The 17,912-nt window shown below is 62.5% G+C and carries 9 protein-coding genes, 3 tRNA genes and 3 rRNA genes; 10 read left to right on the forward strand and 5 right to left on the reverse strand.

Annotation, left to right across the window (positions count from 1 at the left end; translation table 11 throughout):
• Nucleotide 1 precedes the first annotated feature (1 nt).
• The 9 genes from VHP37_27725 to VHP37_27765 all read left to right on the forward strand — a co-directional run bounded on the left by VHP37_27725 (nt 2) and on the right by VHP37_27765 (nt 10,934).
• Nucleotides 2-1,228, forward strand: coding sequence for an efflux RND transporter periplasmic adaptor subunit (locus VHP37_27725; GenBank protein ID HEX2830166.1), 1,227 nt, complete (start codon nt 2-4; stop codon nt 1,226-1,228).
• A complete protein-coding gene (locus VHP37_27730; GenBank protein ID HEX2830167.1) occupies nt 1,225-4,314 on the forward strand; it encodes an efflux RND transporter permease subunit in 3,090 nt (1,029 codons plus the stop codon). Before VHP37_27725 ends, VHP37_27730 begins: the two co-directional genes overlap by 4 nt.
• 460 nt (nt 4,315-4,774) lie before the next feature.
• A tRNA-Met gene (locus VHP37_27735) sits at nt 4,775-4,851 on the forward strand.
• 238 nt (nt 4,852-5,089) lie between these two features.
• Nucleotides 5,090-6,626 (forward strand): 16S ribosomal RNA (locus VHP37_27740).
• A 118-nt stretch (nt 6,627-6,744) separates the two neighbouring features.
• Nucleotides 6,745-6,821 (forward strand) — tRNA-Ile (locus tag VHP37_27745).
• A gap of 10 nt (nt 6,822-6,831) precedes the next feature.
• Nucleotides 6,832-6,907 (forward strand) — tRNA-Ala (locus VHP37_27750).
• 293 nt (nt 6,908-7,200) lie between these two features.
• Nucleotides 7,201-10,088, forward strand: a 23S ribosomal RNA gene (locus tag VHP37_27755).
• A 144-nt stretch (nt 10,089-10,232) separates the two neighbouring features.
• Nucleotides 10,233-10,346 (forward strand): 5S ribosomal RNA (gene rrf, locus VHP37_27760).
• Together the 16S, 23S and 5S rRNA genes with 3 tRNA genes alongside form the textbook arrangement of a ribosomal RNA operon.
• A 114-nt stretch (nt 10,347-10,460) precedes the next feature.
• Nucleotides 10,461-10,934: a protein YgfX gene (locus tag VHP37_27765; protein ID HEX2830168.1), complete on the forward strand. Its 474-nt coding sequence runs from the start codon at nt 10,461-10,463 to the stop codon at nt 10,932-10,934.
• Nucleotides 10,935-10,952: 18 nt separating this feature from the next.
• Here VHP37_27765 and VHP37_27770 read toward each other — a convergent pair whose 3' ends face one another.
• From VHP37_27770 to VHP37_27780, 3 genes are all read right to left on the reverse strand, one after another.
• Nucleotides 10,953-12,254, reverse strand: coding sequence for a GGDEF domain-containing phosphodiesterase (locus VHP37_27770; GenBank protein HEX2830169.1), 1,302 nt, complete (start codon nt 12,252-12,254; stop codon nt 10,953-10,955).
• Between the two features lie 15 nt (nt 12,255-12,269).
• Entirely contained in the window at nt 12,270-13,460 is a 1,191-nt protein-coding gene (locus tag VHP37_27775; protein ID HEX2830170.1) for an HD domain-containing phosphohydrolase, read from the reverse strand.
• Between the two features lie 72 nt (nt 13,461-13,532).
• Nucleotides 13,533-14,525 carry a tripartite tricarboxylate transporter substrate binding protein gene (locus VHP37_27780; GenBank protein HEX2830171.1) on the reverse strand — a complete coding sequence of 331 codons (993 nt, stop codon included), beginning with the start codon at nt 14,523-14,525 and terminating at the stop codon, nt 13,533-13,535.
• A gap of 134 nt (nt 14,526-14,659) precedes the next feature.
• Between VHP37_27780 and VHP37_27785 the strand changes: the two genes are divergently transcribed.
• Entirely contained in the window at nt 14,660-15,877 is a 1,218-nt protein-coding gene (locus tag VHP37_27785) for a threonine ammonia-lyase (protein ID HEX2830172.1), read from the forward strand.
• Here VHP37_27785 and VHP37_27790 read toward each other — a convergent pair.
• On the reverse strand, nt 15,874-16,449 hold the full coding sequence (locus VHP37_27790) for a hypothetical protein (protein ID HEX2830173.1): 576 nt from the start codon (nt 16,447-16,449) through the stop codon (nt 15,874-15,876). The two genes, VHP37_27785 and VHP37_27790, sit on opposite strands and share 4 nt — an antisense overlap.
• Before the next feature lie 82 nt (nt 16,450-16,531).
• The gene (glp, locus tag VHP37_27795; GenBank protein HEX2830174.1) at nt 16,532-17,800 is read right to left on the reverse strand and encodes a gephyrin-like molybdotransferase Glp; all 1,269 of its coding nucleotides are present in this window, start codon (nt 17,798-17,800) and stop codon (nt 16,532-16,534) included.
• Nucleotides 17,801-17,912: the final 112 nt, after the last annotated feature.

Genomic DNA, 17,912 nt, shown 5'->3' on the forward strand with positions numbered 1-17,912 from the left:
GATGCTTCTGGTTTTTGCGGTGATCGGCGCCGTGGTAGCGGGGGGCTACTGGTACTGGAACCAGCAGGCGAGCGGCGCGACCGCGACCGATACCGGGGGAGGCAAAGCCAAGAAGGGCAAGGGAAAAGGGAAGGGGGGCGGCGGCCCGCTGACGGTGCGCGCCGTGCAGGCGGTGGTGAAGCCGATGCCGGTGCTCATCGAAGCGGTGGGTACGGTGGAAGCGGAGCACAGCGTGCAGGTCCGCGCGCAGGTGAGCGGTGTGCTCGAGCGCGTCATGTTCAAGGAAGGCGACCGGGTCAAGCAGGGCCAGCTCCTGTTCCAGATCGACCCGCGGACTTTCCAGGCGCAGTACAACCAGGCGCTCGCGGCGCTCGCGCGCGACAAGGCGCAGCTCGAGAATGCGAAGGCGCAGCAGGAGCGCCTCGCGCCGCTGCTCAAGCGCGAGTTCATCACGCGCCAGGAATACGACGTGGCGGTGACTTCGGCCAAGTCGTTGGAAGCCACGGTGGCCGCGGACCAGGCCGCAGCGGAGCAGGCGCGCATCCAGCTGGGCTACTCGCGGATCGCGGCGCCGATCTCGGGTCGAACCGGCACGCTCGCGGTCAAGTCCGGCAACCTCGTGCAGGCCGCCGGCACCGGCGCGCCGCTCGTCACGATCAACAGCATGGATCCGATACTCGTCGGCTTCAGCATCCCCGAGCGGCAACTGGACGAGATCCGGCGCTATAGCTCCGACCGCAACATGCGCATCGACATCCTGCCCGACCGTACCGGGCCGGCGGTCGCCGAGGGCAAGCTCGTGTTCATCGACAATACCGTGACGCCGCAGAGCGGCACGGTGCTGCTGAAAACCCGCGTATCGAATGCGAACGAGGTGATCTGGCCGGGACAGTTCGTGAACGTTCGTGTGGTCCTCACGATCGAACCCGAATCGGTGGTCGTGCCGGAGGCCGCGGTTCAGCCCGGGCAGGACGGGAGCTTCGTCTATCTCATCGACGATCAGAGCAAGGTTCGCGTCCAGCCGGTGAAGGTCGCGCGACAGATCGGGCAGGAGATCGTCATCGCCCAGGGGATCAAGGGCGGCGACCAGGTGATCACCGAGATTCCGCAGGCGCTGCAGCCCGGAGCCACGGTGCGCCTGCGCGAGCAGGCCGATGACGCCTCCGGTCAGGGCAAGGGCAAGGGAAAAGGCAAGGGCAAGGGTAAATCCAAGGACGCCGCCCAATGAATCTTTCCAAGATCTTCATCGTGAGGCCGATCGCCACGACGGTGCTCGTGGCGGCAGTGATCATCTTCGGCCTGATCGCGTTCTGGACGCTGCCGGTGAACGATCTGCCGAACGTCGATTTCCCGACGATACAGGTCACGGCGGAGCTCAGAGGCGCCAATCCCGAGGTGATGGCGTCCACCGTCGCCACGCCGCTCGAGCGCCAGTTCAGCCAGATCGCCGGCGTCGAGACGATGAACTCGGTGAACAACACCGGACGCACGCGCATCACGCTGCAATTCAGCCTGCAGCGCGACATCGACTCCGCCGCGCAGGACGTGCAGACCGCGATCTCACAGGCGATGCGCCGCCTGCCCGACGGCATCGATCCGCCGACGCTGCGCAAGGTCAACCCCGCGGATTTCTCGATCATCACGCTCGCGCTCAGCGCCAAGCATCTGCCGCTGCAGGAGCTCGACAATTTCGCCGACACCCACGTGGCACAGCGGCTGTCGATGATCAACGGCGTCGCGCAGGTGACGATCTTCGGCTCGCAGAAGTACGCCGTGCGGGTCTACGTCAATCCCGAAGCGCTGGCGAAGCGCGAGCTCGGCCTCGACAAGGTCGTCGCGGCGATCCAGAACGCGAACAGCAACCTGCCGTCCGGCGTGCTGCAGGGCTCCGCGCGCAATTTCACAGTGAAGTCTTCGGCCAAGCTCGAGCGCGCCAAGAACTTCGACAACCTGATCGTCGCCTATCAGAACGGCATGCCGGTGCGCCTGGCCGACGTGGGCTATGCCGAGGACAGCGTCGAAAACATCAAAGCCAAGAGCTGGCTGAACGGTGAGCGCAACATCGGTCTCGCGGTGTATCGCCAGCCGGGGGCGAACACCGTCGAAGTCGTGAAGAACATTCGCGCGATGTTCGCCGAGATCGAGCGACAGGCGCCGCCGGGCGTTCGCATCAGCGTCGTGAACGATCGTTCCGAGTTCATCAAGGCCTCGATCGACGAGGTGGATTTCCACCTCCTGCTCTCGGTCGGACTGGTCGTGCTCGTGATCCTCGTTTTCCTGCGCAATGCGCGCTCGACGCTGATCACCGCGCTCATCCTTCCGACGTCGGTGATCGGAACGTTCGCGGCGATGTATCTGCTCGGATTCAGCATCAACAACCTGTCGCTGATGGCGATCATCCTCGCGGTCGGCTTCGTCGTCGACGACGCGATCGTGGTCCTCGAGAACATCACGCGCCACATGGAGATGGGCAAGGACCGCATGCAGGCGGCGCTCGACGGCTCGCAGGAGATCGCGTTCACGGTGCTGTCGATGACGATCTCGCTGTCCGCCGTGTTCATTCCGATCCTGTTCATGCAGGGCATACTCGGGCGGCTCTTCCGCGAATTCGCCGTCACGGTGGGCGCGGCGGTCCTGATCTCCGGCATCGTCGCCTTGTCGCTCACGCCGATGCTCTGCAGCCGGCTCCTCAGGCCGGTTCACAGCCACGGCCGCGTGTATCAGTTCTTCGAGCGGGGCTTCGATCTGGCGCGCGACTTCTACGGGTCGACCCTGCGCTGGACCATCCGTCACACGCTGCTGATGGTGGTGGTGTCCGTCGTCTTTCTCGTGCTCACCGGTGTCATCTACAAGCTGGTGCCGCAGGGATTCATCCCGCGCCAGGACACCGGAGTGATCTTCGGCAACACGCGCGCGCCCGAGGGCGTCACGTTCGCGGACCTGGAGCGCCGCCAGAAGGCGGCGTCGGCCATCGTGCAGAAGCATCCCGACGTCGAAGCAGTGATGTCCACGGCGGGGCAGGGCACGGGCGGCGCGGTCGGCGACAACATCGGGCGGCTCATCGTCCGGCTGAAGCCGCGTGAGGAGCGCAAGCTGGGCGCCGACGAGGTCATTCAGACGCTGCGGCGGCAGTTTGCGGGCGGCGCGCAGGGCCTTCAGATGTTCATGAACAATCCGCCCGCCATCAACATCGGCGGGCTTACCGGGAATGCCGACTACCAGATGGTGGTGCAGGGTACCGACCTGAAGGTGTTGTACGATTCGGCGCAGGAGCTGGAAGCGCGTTTGCGTGAATCGCACGACTTCCGGGAAGTGAGCACCAATCTCGAGCTGCGTAATCCGGAGATACGCATCAACATTCTGCGCGATCGCGCCGCGGCTCTCGGCGTGTCGCCGCAGCAGATCGAGACGACGCTGTACAACGCGTACGGCGGGCGCCAGATCAGCACGCTCTACGGCGCGACCGATCAGTATCTGGTGATGCTCGAGCTCGACCCGCGCTTCCAGCGCGACATCAATGCGCTGCGTTCGCTCTACGTGCAGTCGAGCTCGGGGAGCATGGTTCCGATCAACGCCGTTGCCGACATCCAGATCGGCGTCGGGCCCGTATCGGTCAGCCACTACGGACAGCTGTCGTCGGTCGTCATCTCGTTCAATCTCGCGCCCGCAGTTTCGATCGGCGACGCGGTCATCAGGGCGCAGGAAATCGCGCGGGAGACGCTGCCGAGCGGTGTCTCGGCCACGATGGCCGGCAGCGCCAAGGCTTTCGAAGATGCTTTCCGCACGCTGCCGGTCCTGCTGCTCATCACCATCCTCGTCATCTACATGGTGCTTGCCATCCTCTACGAGCATTACGGGCACCCGGTGACGATTCTCACGGCGTTGCCGTTCGCGGGATTCGGCGCGCTGCTCATGCTTTGGCTGTTCGACATGGAGCTGAACATCTTCAGCTTCGTCGGCATCATCCTGCTGGTCGGTCTGGTGAAGAAGAACGGCATCATGATGGTCGACTTCGCGCTCCAGCTTCAGCGCGAGCAGAACCTCTCGCCCGCCGAGGCCATCGTCGAAGCGTCGATCATTCGCTTCCGGCCGATCATGATGACGACCATGGCGGCGATCTGCGCGACGCTCCCGTTGGCGTTCGGCACGGGCACGGGCTCGGAGATGCGGCAGCCGCTGGGTATCGCAGTCGTGGGCGGCCTCGTGTTCTCACAGCTCCTGACGCTGTACGTGACGCCGACCTTTTACGTGACGATGGAGCGCTTCGCGCGCTTCCTGCGTCGGCGACGCCAGCCCGCCGCCGCGGCTTCGTAAAAAAAATCTCAAAAAGGGGTTCCATTCCGCGCGAGCCTTCAATTAGAATTCGCGCCTCGCGTTGATTCACGCCGCCGGCAGTCGAGGCGGGGCGCAAAAAAGGTAAGGCAAGGAACTTCCTTCTAGCGCTTAAGTCGGATAGAATCGCGCTCCCGCTGATGCAGTTGGCGGGACCCCGGAAGAGCGCCGGGGAGGGCAGAAAAAGTTGCAAAAACAACTTCCCAAATGCCCGAAAGTGGGATAAAATGCTCAGCTGACGCGGGCGGCCTTAGGGTTGACGCGACAGCGAAAAGTAGGACCCGCTCTTTAAGAATTCGGCAAGTTCTCCCACTCTCGACCGCAGGTGCGGGGCCCCTGGGGGCCGGTGCATTCGGCGGCTTGAGACGGCGTTAAAAAGATTTCCGAAGTGCTTGACGCCGAAACGAAAACTTGTCAAAATCGCGGTCTTGGTTGATTCGGACGCGGGGTGGAGCAGTCTGGCAGCTCGTCGGGCTCATAACCCGAAGGTCATAGGTTCAAATCCTATCCCCGCTACCAATTCAATACTGCGCGCCGTCATGCGGCGCGCAGGTCGGGCAAACGAAGTCTTCACTTCCGCTGTCCTGGGTCGACAGACCCGAAACCGCTCTTTAAAAATTTACAGCCGATAAGTGTGGGCACTTGGTCTTGAGGGTGCCGCGCCGATCTTCGGGTCGGAACGGAATCTCAATACATTGAAGTTTGAAGTGCTCGCACGACAGTAATACGTCAAGCGAGTTAATACTTTGCAGTGATTAAACTGAAGAGTTTGATCCTGGCTCAGATTGAACGCTGGCGGCATGCCTTACACATGCAAGTCGAACGGCAGCGCGGGGGGTAACCCCTGGCGGCGAGTGGCGAACGGGTGAGTAATACATCGGAACGTATCCTGTAGCGGGGGATAACCTCTCGAAAGAGAGACTAATACCGCATACGTCCTACGGGAGAAAGAGGGGGATCGCAAGACCTCTCACTATTGGAGCGGCCGATGCCGGATTAGCTAGTTGGTGGGGTAACGGCCTACCAAGGCAACGATCCGTAGCTGGTCTGAGAGGACGGCCAGCCACACTGGAACTGAGACACGGTCCAGACTCCTACGGGAGGCAGCAGTGGGGAATTTTGGACAATGGGCGCAAGCCTGATCCAGCCATGCCGCGTGGGTGAAGAAGGCCTTCGGGTTGTAAAGCCCTTTCGGCTGGGACGAAAAGGTCTGCGATAACACCGCAGATCCATGACGGTACCAGCAGAAGAAGCACCGGCTAACTACGTGCCAGCAGCCGCGGTAATACGTAGGGTGCAGGCGTTAATCGGAATTACTGGGCGTAAAGCGTGCGCAGGCGGTCTGTTAAGAGAGATGTGAAATCCCCGGGCTTAACCTGGGAACTGCGTTTCTAACTAGCAGGCTTGAGTGTGGCAGAGGGGGGTGGAATTCCACGTGTAGCAGTGAAATGCGTAGAGATGTGGAGGAACACCGATGGCGAAGGCAGCCCCCTGGGCTAACACTGACGCTCATGCACGAAAGCGTGGGGAGCAAACAGGATTAGATACCCTGGTAGTCCACGCCCTAAACTATGTCAACTGGTTGTCGGGGAAGCAATTCCTTGGTAACGAAGCTAACGCGTGAAGTTGACCGCCTGGGGAGTACGGCCGCAAGGTTAAAACTCAAAGGAATTGACGGGGACCCGCACAAGCGGTGGATTATGTGGATTAATTCGATGCAACGCGAAAAACCTTACCTACCCTTGACATGCCAGGAACCTCGCAGAGATGTGAGGGTGCCCGAAAGGGAACCTGGACACAGGTGCTGCATGGCTGTCGTCAGCTCGTGTCGTGAGATGTTGGGTTAAGTCCCGCAACGAGCGCAACCCTTGCCATTAGTTGCCACATTCAGTTGGGCACTCTAATGGGACTGCCGGTGACAAACCGGAGGAAGGTGGGGATGACGTCAAGTCCTCATGGCCCTTATGGGTAGGGCTTCACACGTAATACAATGGCCGGTACAGAGGGCAGCCAACCCGCGAGGGGGAGCTAATCCCAGAAAGCCGGTCGTAGTCCGGATTGCAGTCTGCAACTCGACTGCATGAAGCCGGAATCGCTAGTAATCGCGGATCAGCATGTCGCGGTGAATACGTTCCCGGGTCTTGTACACACCGCCCGTCACACCATGGGAGTGGGTTCCACCAGAAGTAGTTAGCCTAACCGCAAGGAGGGCGACTACCACGGTGAGATTCATGACTGGGGTGAAGTCGTAACAAGGTAGCCGTATCGGAAGGTGCGGCTGGATCACCTCCTTTCTAGAGAATGCCCTCCGGGCCACGTGTCCACACTTATCGGTTGTTCAGCAAAGCAGGAATCAGGAATCAGAGATCGGGCTATACCGCTGAATCCTGAATCCTAGATCCTGATCTCGCGGGGTCTGTAGCTCAGTTGGTCAGAGCACACGCTTGATAAGCGTGGGGTCGATGGTTCAAATCCATCCAGACCCACCACTTTTTAGTCGGGGGTGTAGCTCAGTTGGGAGAGCGCCTGCTTTGCAAGCAGGAGGTCATCGGTTCGATCCCGTTCACCTCCACCACCATCACTTAAATCTTAGAGTTCGTTGTTGAACGTCGGGCCGTGCGCTCGGCATTGAACAATCGGCTCTTCGAGTCGATCGGCTGTTCGTTCTTTAACAATACGGAAGAAGTAAAGGTCTCGGTTCGTTGCGAACCGCGGGTGCTGTTTGCCTGCGCGTGTGCTGCGAAGCGAGGCTGGGCAAAGATTGTATCGTTGCGTTCGAAGAGCACAAAAGGACTTCGAATGCGGCAAACACGAGTTCACCTTTAGCTCGAAGGCTTCGAACGCAAGTTCGAGGGCTCAGGGTTATAGGATCAAGCGAACAAGTGCATGTGGTGGATGCCTTGGCGATTACAGGCGATGAAGGACGTCGTAGCCTGCGATAAGCCGCGGGGAGCTGGCAAACGAGCTTTGATCCGCGGATTTCCGAATGGGGAAACCCAACCCGCAAGGGTTACTCTCATCTGAATACATAGGGTGAGTAGAGCGAACCTGCTGAACTGAAACATCTAAGTAGGCAGAGGAACAGAAATCAACCGAGATTCCGAAAGTAGTGGCGAGCGAAATCGGATCAGCCTGCAACCTTTAGCCAGTGATTTAGCGGAACGGTCTGGAAAGTCCGGCCATAGCGGGTGATAGCCCCGTATGCGAAAAGTCATTGGTGGAACTAGGGTTGCGACAAGTAGGGCGGGGCACGTGAAACCCTGTCTGAACATGGGGGGACCATCCTCCAAGGCTAAATACTCGTAATCGACCGATAGTGAACCAGTACCGTGAGGGAAAGGCGAAAAGAACCCCGGGAGGGGAGTGAAATAGATCCTGAAACCGCATGCATACAAGCGGTCGGAGCTCCGCAAGGAGTGACGGCATACCTTTTGTATAATGGGTCAGCGACTTACATTCAGTGGCAAGCCTAACCGTGTAGGGGAGGCGTAGCGAAAGCGAGTCCGAATAGGGCGTCTCAGTCGCTGGGTGTAGACCCGAAACCGGATGATCTACCCATGGCCAGGATGAAGGTGGGGTAACTCCCACTGGAGGTCCGAACCCACTACCGTTGAAAAGGTAGGGGATGAGCTGTGGGTAGGGGTGAAAGGCTAAACAAATCCGGAAATAGCTGGTTCTCTCCGAAAGCTATTTAGGTAGCGCCTCGTGGTACACCTTCGGGGGTAGAGCACTGTCATGGCTAGGGGGCCGCTTAGGCCTACCAAACCATTGCAAACTCCGAATACCGAAGAGTGAGTCCACGGGAGACAGACATCGGGTGCTAACGTCCGGTGTCAAGAGGGAAACAACCCAGACCGCCAGCTAAGGTCCCGAAATACAGTTAAGTGGTAAACGAGGTGGGAAGGCATAAACAGCCAGGAGGTTGGCTTAGAAGCAGCCATCCTTTAAAGAAAGCGTAATAGCTCACTGGTCGAGTCGTCCTGCGCGGAAGATGTAACGGGGCTCAAACTGTATACCGAAGCTGCGGGGGATACGCGCAAGCGTATCTTGGTAGGAGAGCGTTCCGTAAGCCTGCGAAGGTGACGCGTAAGCGTTGCTGGAGGTATCGGAAGTGCGAATGCTGACATGAGTAGCGATAAAGGGAGTGAAAAGCTCCCTCGCCGTAAGCCCAAGGTTTCCTGCGCAACGTTCATCGGCGCAGGGTGAGTCGGCCCCTAAGACGAGGCGGAAACGCGTAGTCGATGGGAAACTGGTTAATATTCCAGTACCGCCGCATGATGCGATGGGGAGACGGAGAAGGTTAGGTGATCCGGGTGTTGGATGTCCCGGTCTAAGCGTGTAGGCGTGCTCTTTAGGCAAATCCGGAGAGCTTAGCTGAGGCGTGATGGCGAGGTCCCTTGTGGACCGAAGTCACTGATACCATGCTTCCAGGAAAATCCTCTAAGCTTCAGTCATGCGGGACCGTACCGTAATCGGACACACGTGGGCGGGATGAATATTCTCAGGCGCTTGAGAGAACTCAGGAGAAGGAACTCGGCAAATTGGTACCGTAACTTCGGGATAAGGTACGCCTGTAGTAGGTGAAGGCCCTGCGGCCGGAGCCAAATCAGGTTGCAATAAAATGGTGGCTGCGACTGTTTAACAAAAACACAGCACTCTGCAAACACGTCAAGTGGACGTATAGGGTGTGACGCCTGCCCGGTGCCGGAAGGTTAAGTGATGGGGTGCAAGCTCTTGATCGAAGCCCCGGTAAACGGCGGCCGTAACTATAACGGTCCTAAGGTAGCGAAATTCCTTGTCGGGTAAGTTCCGACCTGCACGAATGGCGTAACGATGGCCACACTGTCTCCTCCTGAGACTCAGCGAAGTTGAAGTGTTTGTGATGATGCAATCTCCCCGCTGCAAGACGGAAAGACCCCGTGCACCTTTACTGCAAGTTTGCATTGGACTTTGATGAGATCTGTGTAGGATAGGTGGGAGGCTTTGAAGCCGCGGCGCTAGCTGCGGTGGAGCCGTCCTTGAAATACCACCCTGATCTCATTGAGGCTCTAACCTAGGCCCGTCATCCGGGTCGGGGACCGTGCATGCTGGGCAGTTTGACTGGGGCGGTCTCCTCCCAAAGAGTAACGGAGGAGTGCGACGGTACGCTTAGCGCGGTCGGCTATCGCGCTGAAAGTGCAATGGCATAAGCGTGCTTAACTGCGAGACTGACAAGTCGAGCAGGTGCGAAAGCAGGTCATAGTGATCCGGTGGTTCTGTATGGAAGGGCCATCGCTCAACGGATAAAAGGTACGCCGGGGATAACAGGCTGATTCCTCCCAAGAGTTCATATCGACGGGGGAGTTTGGCACCTCGATGTCGGCTCATCACATCCTGGGGCTGTAGCCGGTCCCAAGGGTATGGCTGTTCGCCATTTAAAGTGGTACGTGAGCTGGGTTCAAAACGTCGTGAGACAGTTTGGTCCCTATCTGCAGTGGGCGTTGGAGATTTGAGGGGGGCTGCTCCTAGTACGAGAGGACCGGAGTGGACGCACCTCTGGTGTACCGGTTGTCACGCCAGTGGCATCGCCGGGTAGCTAAGTGCGGAAGAGATAACCGCTGAAAGCATCTAAGCGGGAAACTCGCCTCAAGATAAGATCTCCCGGGGACTCGATCCCCCTGAAGGTTCGTCGAAGACTACGACGTTGATAGGTCGGGTGTGTAAGGTCAGTAATGGCCTCAGCTAACCGATACTAATTGACCGTGCGGCTTGATCCTATAATCGTGAGCGGTTGCGAGAGCAGCCCGAGCGAAGTGGATCGGTTTGCCAGAAACGATCGAAAGCCACTTTACTTCTTCCGAATTGGTGAAAAAACCGGGTCAGAGTCACGACTCTGCCCCGGGTTTTCACAAACAGCTATGTCTGACGACCATAGCGAGTTGGAACCACCCCTTCCCATTCCGAACAGGGCCGTGAAACGACTCAGCGCCGATGATAGTGCGGACTACCCGTGCGAAAGTAGGACATCGTCAGGCACCCATGAACGAAAACGCCCCGGCCAAAAGCCGGGGCGTTTTTGTTTGTGCGCCTTACCACGTGTCCCCGGCTGCCGGCCCTATGGCTTAGGTTGATAACCCGCGTGTCTCTGCGTGCGTTCCACCGTCATGGTCCGCGCCCGCTTAAGCCCCTCCTGCCTGCTCACGGCGACCCTTACCCTCGTCCACTGCGCCGCGGCGGCGACTGTGTTTCCGCTGGACGTGAGGCCGGAATACCAGGCCACGCTGATCACCCTCGTAATCGCCAGCCTCGGCCACGCGCTTTATCACTACGCATTGCTGCGCTCAAGCCGATCGATCATCGAACTGGAGATTCACGACCGCGAGAAGGCGGCGATCAAGACGCAAGGCACCGATTGGCGCGACGCCCGCATCCTCTGCACCTCCTGCGTCACGCCGTCGCTGACGGTGTTGAACCTGCGAATCGCACGCAGCCGCTTCGCACGGCACGTGCTGCTCGTGCGCGATAACGTGAATTCGGACGAGTTCAGGACGATACGCGTGTTGTTGCGCTGGGCGCGCCCCAGAGGTGAGCCGGGGTCAGACCCCGAAGAAGCCGGGGCCTGACCCCGGGCAGCCCTCGAGCTACTTCGAACCCTTTTGCTGCCCCAGCCGCTCGAGCAGCTCCGCGGCGGTGGTCGGCCTGCCGACGTCCCAGCCCTGGGCTTCGTCGCAGCCGAGCGAGGTCAGCTCGCCGAGGATGGCGCCGGTCTCCACCCCTTCCGCGACCACCTTGAGCTCGAGGTTGTGCGCGAGGTCGATGAGCGAGCGCACGATCTTGTGGTTCTGCGGCGCTTCGAGCATGCCCTTGACGAACGAGAGGTCGATCTTCAACTCGTCGAGCGGAAGCTGCGCGAGGTACTGCATCGAGGAATAACCCGTCCCGAAGTCGTCGACGGACAGGCGCACGCCCAGGGACTTGAGCGCCCGCAATGCCTCGTGCGCCGTCTCCTGCTCGACCATCATCGCGGTCTCGGTGATCTCGATGATGATGCTGCTGCCCTTGACGTTCCACGTGCGCAACGCGCGATCGACGTAATACGGCAGGTCGACCTCGCGCAGGTTGGACGGCGAGATGTTGATGCTGACGGTGAAATCGGGATCGATGTTCTGGAACTCGCGGCACGCCTGGATCGCGCTGGTAATCACCCACATGGTGAGCTGGTCGATGAGCCCTGCCGCCTCGGCGGCGCGTACCGCGACGCTGGGCGGCACGAAGCCGAGCACTTCGTCGTGCCAGCGCAGTAGCGCCTCGGCGCCCTGCACGCGGCCGGTGCGGATGTCGAGCTGCGGCTGGAAATGCAGAGACAGCGTGTTCTGCTCGATCGCGGTGCGCAGCCGGTTCTCGTATTCGAGCTGGTCGATGGTGGAGCTGTCACCGGCCGGCGGCGTGTACACCCAGATCCGCTCGCGCTGGCCGCGAGCGGTGTGCAGCGCGTGCTTCGCGCGCTGCAGGAGCTCGCTCGCATTGGCCGCCTGCTGCGGGTACATGGCGATGCCTACCGCCGCGTCGGGCGTCACCGATTTGCCGCCGAACTCCATGGGCGGCGAGAGCAGGCTCATGACGCGGTTGGCGGCGAGCATCGCGATGCCTTCGGACGGCGCCGGGCGCAGCACGCACGCGAACTCGTCCCGCGAGAGCGGCTCGACCAGGTCCCGCTTGCGCAAAGCCTTCTGGCGCAGGAGCTCTCCGACCGCGTTCGACATGCGGTCGCCGGCGTGGAAACCGTGCAGCGCATCGAGCCTGTCGACGGCGCCGGCGTGCACCAACAGCAGACCGATGGAGTCGCCGCTGCGCGCGGCCTGCGTGACGCATGCGTTCAACCGTTCGACCACCGGATTGGGCTGGTCGGTCGCGCGGCGCATGGGCTGCTCGGTATCGTTCACCACGAGGGCACCCGCTCAGAGGAAGAATTCGCTCGGATCGATCGGCAGCTTGTCCTTGGGCAGCGTGCGGCGGATGCGATACGGCTCGTCGGCGCTCGCCTTCGGCTCTTTCACCAGGTCCAGGATGAGCTGCGGGTGTATCGTTTTCCAGTTGCGGTCCAGGATCACCATGACGCGCGGCTGCAGCCGGCGCACGAGGTTCTGCGCGATGACGATCGCGACCTCGCCGGTGTTGAGCTCGACGGCGCTGCCGACCGGGTAGATGCCGATGCACTGGATGAACTGCTCGACCAGCGCCTCGTGGAAGAGCTTGCCGCGCAGCTTGTGCATGAGCGACAGCGCGTTTGACGGCGACGCCTGCTCGGCATATGCGCGCGCCGAGGTGAGCGCGGAGAAGCTGTCGACGAGTCCGGCGATGGCGCCGTCGATGGTGATTTCCCTGCCCTTGAGCCCCTTCGGATAGCCCGAGCCGTCCTGCCGCTCGTGGTGCAGCGCTATGATCTCCGCGACGCCGGGCGGCAGCGCGTGCGAGGTCGCAACGAGATCGACCGAATGGTCGACGTGCGACTTGACGAGCTCGTACTCCTCGGGGCTCAGCATGTCCTTCTTCTGCAGCACGCCGTCCGGCAGCTTGGTCTTGCCGACGTCGAGCAGCATGCCCGCGAGGCCGAGCACCTCCAGCCTGTCCTTCGGGAACTGCAGGAACCGTCCGAAGGTGACCATCAGGATCGACGTGTCCATCGCGCGGCCGAGCTCGTAGCTGCCTTTCTGCCGCAGCGTGTTGAGCAGCATCATGGCGTCGGGATTGCGCAGGATGCTCTCGGTCATGCTGCTCACCGCGGAGGTGAGCTTCTGGGAATCGATCTCGCCGTGGCTGCGCAGGCCTTCGAGCGCCTGCTGCATCGCCGTCTCGCACGTGAAATAGATGTCGCGCGCGGCGATGACTTCCTTCTCGACCGGCGTCACCTCGCTGTAGACGGCGGCGCCGCGCAGGCCGAGCCCGGCTTTGCGTCGCTCGGGCGTCCACGGCTCGCGCTCGGGATCGATGTAGACGATCTCGCAGTACTGCCGAATCTGGTCGATCTGCTCCTGCGTGGTGAGGGGGAAGCCCTGGAAGTCGAAGGGCGTGCCGAGCCACGGCCTGTCGAGCTCGATCACGTACATGCCGAGCTGCAGATCCGATACGGGCACCGCCTTCTTAAACATGCACGACCTCGCCCCCCGATTATAGGTACAGGCCGTGTCGCGGCGACGCGCCGGCGTGAAGCGGCGGGGCGTCTACCCGTCGATCTTGATGCGTGCCGACTTGATGACCTGCTTCCATCGCTCGTATTCCATGCGCATGAACTTCCCGAGCTCGGCCGGGCTCGTGCTCGCCGGCTCCGCGCCCTGGCTCGCGAATCGCTGCGCGAGCTCGCGATCCGCGAGCATGCGGACCATCTCGGCGTTGAGCTTGGCCACGATGTCCTTCGGCGTCGCTGCAGGAGCGAACAGCCCGTACCACGTCACGTATTCGAATCCCGGAAGGCCGGCTTCCGCAACCGTGGGGATCTCCGGAGCCGCCTGTGAGCGTCGGGCGCTGCCGACTGCGATGCCCTTCAGCTTGCCAGCCCGCACCTGGGGCAGTACAGACGGCATGCTGTTGAACATCAAGGAAACCTGACCGGTAAGAAGATCCGTAACCGCGGGTGACGTTCCCTTGTACGGAATATGGACCATGTCGATGCCGGCCATCGATTTGAGCAGCTCCATGCCCAGATGGTTCGGGCTGCCCGGCCCCACCGACGCGTAATTGATCTGTCCGGGACGCGTCTTGGCGAGCTGTATCAGCTCCTTGACCGAGTTGGGCGCGAACGAAGCGCTGAAGACGAGGATCTGCGGATTGATGACGATGCGGCTGATCGGCGCAAAGTCGTTGAACGCGTTATACGGCAGCTTCGAATTGAGCGCGGGGTTGATCGAGAGTCCGGCGGACGTTCCGAGCAGCAGCGTGTACCCGTCCGGCGCCGCGCGTGCGACGACTTCGGTGCCGACGATGCCGCCCGCGCCGGCGCGGTTGTCGACGATGACCGGCTGCGACCACGCCTCTGTAAGCTTTTGCCCGACAGCGCGGGCGACGATATCCGTGGGGCCGCCCGGCGGATAGGTGACGACGATGCGGATCGGCTTGGTCGGGTAGGTGGATCCGCCCTTGGCGGGCGTTTGGGCTGCCTGGACGGCGGGGACTGTCAGCAGTGCGCTGCAGATACAGATACGCAGCGTACGCTGCATGGTTGCTCCTCGTGCGGGATGATTATTCGAACGCGGGCTACTGTAGCACACAGGGATCGCGTTCCCGTCCGCGTTGACCCTCGATAAACCTTCCGCTATCGTCCGGCGCTTCATCTGAACGAGCCTTTCCCGCGGTGAACGTCACGCTACAGGACGTACAGTCCGCCGCCGAGCTCTTGCGCGGGCACGTCGTCGATACGCCGTGCCTGCGCTCACGGACGCTGTCCGAGCTCACCGGTGCGCAGGTCTGGATAAAGTTCGAGAACCTCCAGTTCACCGCATCGTTCAAGGAGCGCGGCGCGCTCGCGAAGCTCGCGACGCTCTCCGAAGATCAGGGAAGACGCGGCGTCATCGCCGCATCGGCGGGCAATCACGCGCAGGGCGTCGCCTATCACGCGAAGCGCCTGGGCATCCCGGCAGTCATCGTGATGCCGCGTTACACGCCTTCGGTGAAAGTCGAGCGCACGCGCGCTTTCGGCGCCGAAGTGCTGCTCGCGGGAGACGGCTTCGACGACGCGAGGCTGCACGCGCTCGAGCTCGCGCCCAGCCTCGGTCTCGAGTTCGTGCATCCGTACGACGACCCGCACGTCATCGCGGGCCAGGGAACGGTCGCGCTCGAAATGCTCGCGTGCGAGGCTTCGCTCGACATTCTCGTCGTGCCGGTGGGGGGCGGCGGGCTCATCTCCGGCGTCGCGACCGCGGCGAAAGGCCTGAAACCTTCGATCGAGGTGATCGGGGTTCAGTCGTCGCGCTTTCCGGGCGCGTATGCGGCCTTCAAAGGCCACGTGCCGCAATTCGGCACGAGCTCCATCGCCGACGGCATCGCAGTGCGCGAGCCCGGCGCGTTCATCCGCCGCTGCGGGCCCACGCTCGTGAACGACATGCTCCTCGTCGAGGAAGGCGACATCGAGCAGGCGATCGTGATGCTGCTCGAAGTGGAGAAGACCGTCGCGGAAGGCGCGGCCGCGGTCACGCTGGCGGCGCTGCTCACGCATCGCGAGCGCTTCGCCGGCAAACGCGTGGGGCTCGTCCTGTCGGGCGGCAACATCGATCCGCTCACGCTGGCGTTCATCATGGAGCGCGGGCTCGCGCGCTCGGGACGGCTGGCCCGCATCACGGTCGAGCTGCGGGACCTGCCGGGCGCGCTCGCGCAGGTCACATCCAGGCTCGCCGGGCTCGGCGCGAACATCGAGGAAGTGCATCACCAGCGCACGTTCACGCACCTGCCGTTGCAGAGCGCAGAAGTCGAGTTCGTGGTGCAGACGCGCAACCACGAGCACGTGCAGGAGGTGCTGGCGGAGCTCGAAAGGGCCGGCTTCCGACCACGCCTGCATGCCGCCGGAGGCGCTTAGCGTCCCGATACCCCGGCGCCTCCGCCGCCCGTCGAGCCGGACGCAGCGCCGGTGCCGGATGCGCTTCCGCTCGCGGTCGAGCCCGCCGTCGTTCCGGTCCCGCCGTTCGTCAGCGACGGCACGTTACCCGTGAAGGTCGGCACGTTGCCCGTCAGCGAAGGCACCGATCCCGACGACAGCGTCGGCACGTTGCTGCCGAACGTCGGCACCGCCGGCACGGTCGGTCCGATCGAGCCCGCGGTGCCCGCGGTGTTCGTCGCAGGCGGCGTGACGACGGTGGTCGCGCCCGTGGTGCTGGTCGGAGGCAGTACGACGGCGCCGGTGCGTCCGGACACACCCGCACCGCTGGTCGTGGGGGGCGTGGTCGTGCCGGTCGTCGGGGGGGAGGAAGGCGTCGTGCTTCCGCTCACCACGCGCGGCACGGTGCCGCCGTCCGGCAGCAGGCAGACCACGTCGCGGTTGGCGCAGTAATCGGGCATCGAGGTGCGCTCGGTGGAATCCGCGGCGAAAGCGGGCGTGCCCGACAGCGTCCCGAGGACGCCCGCGAGAATCAGCTTCCGAGTGACAGTCATGGCCATGGCCTCGAAGTTGGGTCATGGTCACACTGCAAACCCCGGGCCGGGGCGCGACACTAATTCAGGCGGGCGGGAGCCGCTACACGACGCCTTCCATGACCTGCACTTCGACGATGGTGCCGGGCGTGACGTTGCCCTGATCGGTCGGCAGGATGATGAAGCAGTTCGCTTCCGACATCGACCGCAATATGCCCGAGCCCTGCTCGCCGGTGACGCGCACGCTCCATTGGCCGTCGGCGCCACGCGACAGGATGCCGCGCTGGAACTCGGTGCGGCCGGGCGCTTTCTTGAGGCTGGACGTACAAGGCACCTTGAAGGTCGGCGACGGTTCGACCGGGTCTCTGCCCGACAGCTTGAGCAGCGCGTCGCGCACGAACTGATAGAACGTCACCATCACCGACACCGGGTTTCCCGGCAGTCCGAAGAAGTGCGCGCCGCCGACGCGCCCATAGGCGAGCGGCCGGCCGGGCTTCATCGCGATCTTCCAGAAGACCACTTCGCCGAGCTTGTTCAGCAGGTCCTTCACGAAATCGGCTTCGCCGACCGACACGCCCCCGCTCGTGATCACGACGTCGGCCGCGCCCGCGGCACGGTTGAACGCCTGCTCGAGCAGCGCCGGATCGTCGCGCACCACGCCCATGTCGAGCACCTCGCAGCCCAGGCGCTCGAGCATGCCGTGGATCGTGTAGCGGTTGCTGTCGTAGATCTGGCCTTCCTTCGGCACCGTGCCGATCGACACGAGCTCGTCGCCGGTGGAGAAGAACGCGACGCGCAGCTTGCGATACACCTCCAGCTCGGGGATGCCGAGCGAGGCGATGAGCCCGATCTCCGCCGGGCGCAGCGCCCGGCCGCGCTTGAGCGCCGGCGCGCCGGCCTGCAGGTCTTCGCCCGCGCGCCGCAGGTTCTGTCCCTTGCGGTGGCCGCCGCCGATGGTGACGCGGCCGTCGGCCGCTTTCACGTGCTCCTGCATGACGATGGTGTCGGCGCCGGTCGGCACGACACCGCCCGTCATGATGCGCACCGCGTCCCCCGCACCGACGTGGCCGCCGAACGGCGCGCCGGCGAACGAGCTGCCGGAGACGCGCAGCGTCACTTCGCCGTCGCTCTTCAGGTCCTCGAAGCGCACGGCATAGCCGTCCATCGCGGAGTTGTCGTGCGCGGGCACGTCGAGCGGCGAAATCACGTCGGCGGCGAGCACGCGGCCCAGGGCTGCGCGCACGTGCACGCGCTCGGTGGCGGTGACCGGCGCGAGAAAGCGCGCGATGACCTCTCGCGCCTTGTCGACGGGCATCGAATTCGGATCGTAGTCGTCCGCGCAGGAAAGCGCGGCGAGGGTGGGCTCGTTCATAACGCGACTCGTCTGTAGCTCGGGAATGACTCGATTCTAACCGCAGCGCCCATGGGACGCCGCGCCGCAAGGCGCGACGCCATATATGCAACCCCGTGCACAGGTTTGCTGC

Source organism: Burkholderiales bacterium (assembly GCA_036262035.1).
In the GTDB taxonomy this organism is placed as follows: domain Bacteria; phylum Pseudomonadota; class Gammaproteobacteria; order Burkholderiales; family SG8-41; genus JAQGMV01.

What these genes read in the sequence shown, in the direction of transcription:
- VHP37_27725 (HEX2830166.1), top strand. Translation starts at nt 2, where the DNA reads ATGCTTCTGGTTTTTGCGGTGATCGGCGCCGTGGTAGCGGGGGGCTAC.
- VHP37_27730 (HEX2830167.1), top strand. Translation starts at nt 1,225, where the DNA reads ATGAATCTTTCCAAGATCTTCATCGTGAGGCCGATCGCCACGACGGTG.
- VHP37_27775 (HEX2830170.1), bottom strand. Translation starts at nt 13,460, where the DNA reads ATGTTTAAGAAGGCGGTGCCCGTATCGGATCTGCAGCTCGGCATGTAC.
- VHP37_27780 (HEX2830171.1), bottom strand. Translation starts at nt 14,525, where the DNA reads ATGCAGCGTACGCTGCGTATCTGTATCTGCAGCGCACTGCTGACAGTC.
- VHP37_27790 (HEX2830173.1), bottom strand. Translation starts at nt 16,449, where the DNA reads ATGACTGTCACTCGGAAGCTGATTCTCGCGGGCGTCCTCGGGACGCTG.
- glp (HEX2830174.1), bottom strand. Translation starts at nt 17,800, where the DNA reads ATGAACGAGCCCACCCTCGCCGCGCTTTCCTGCGCGGACGACTACGAT.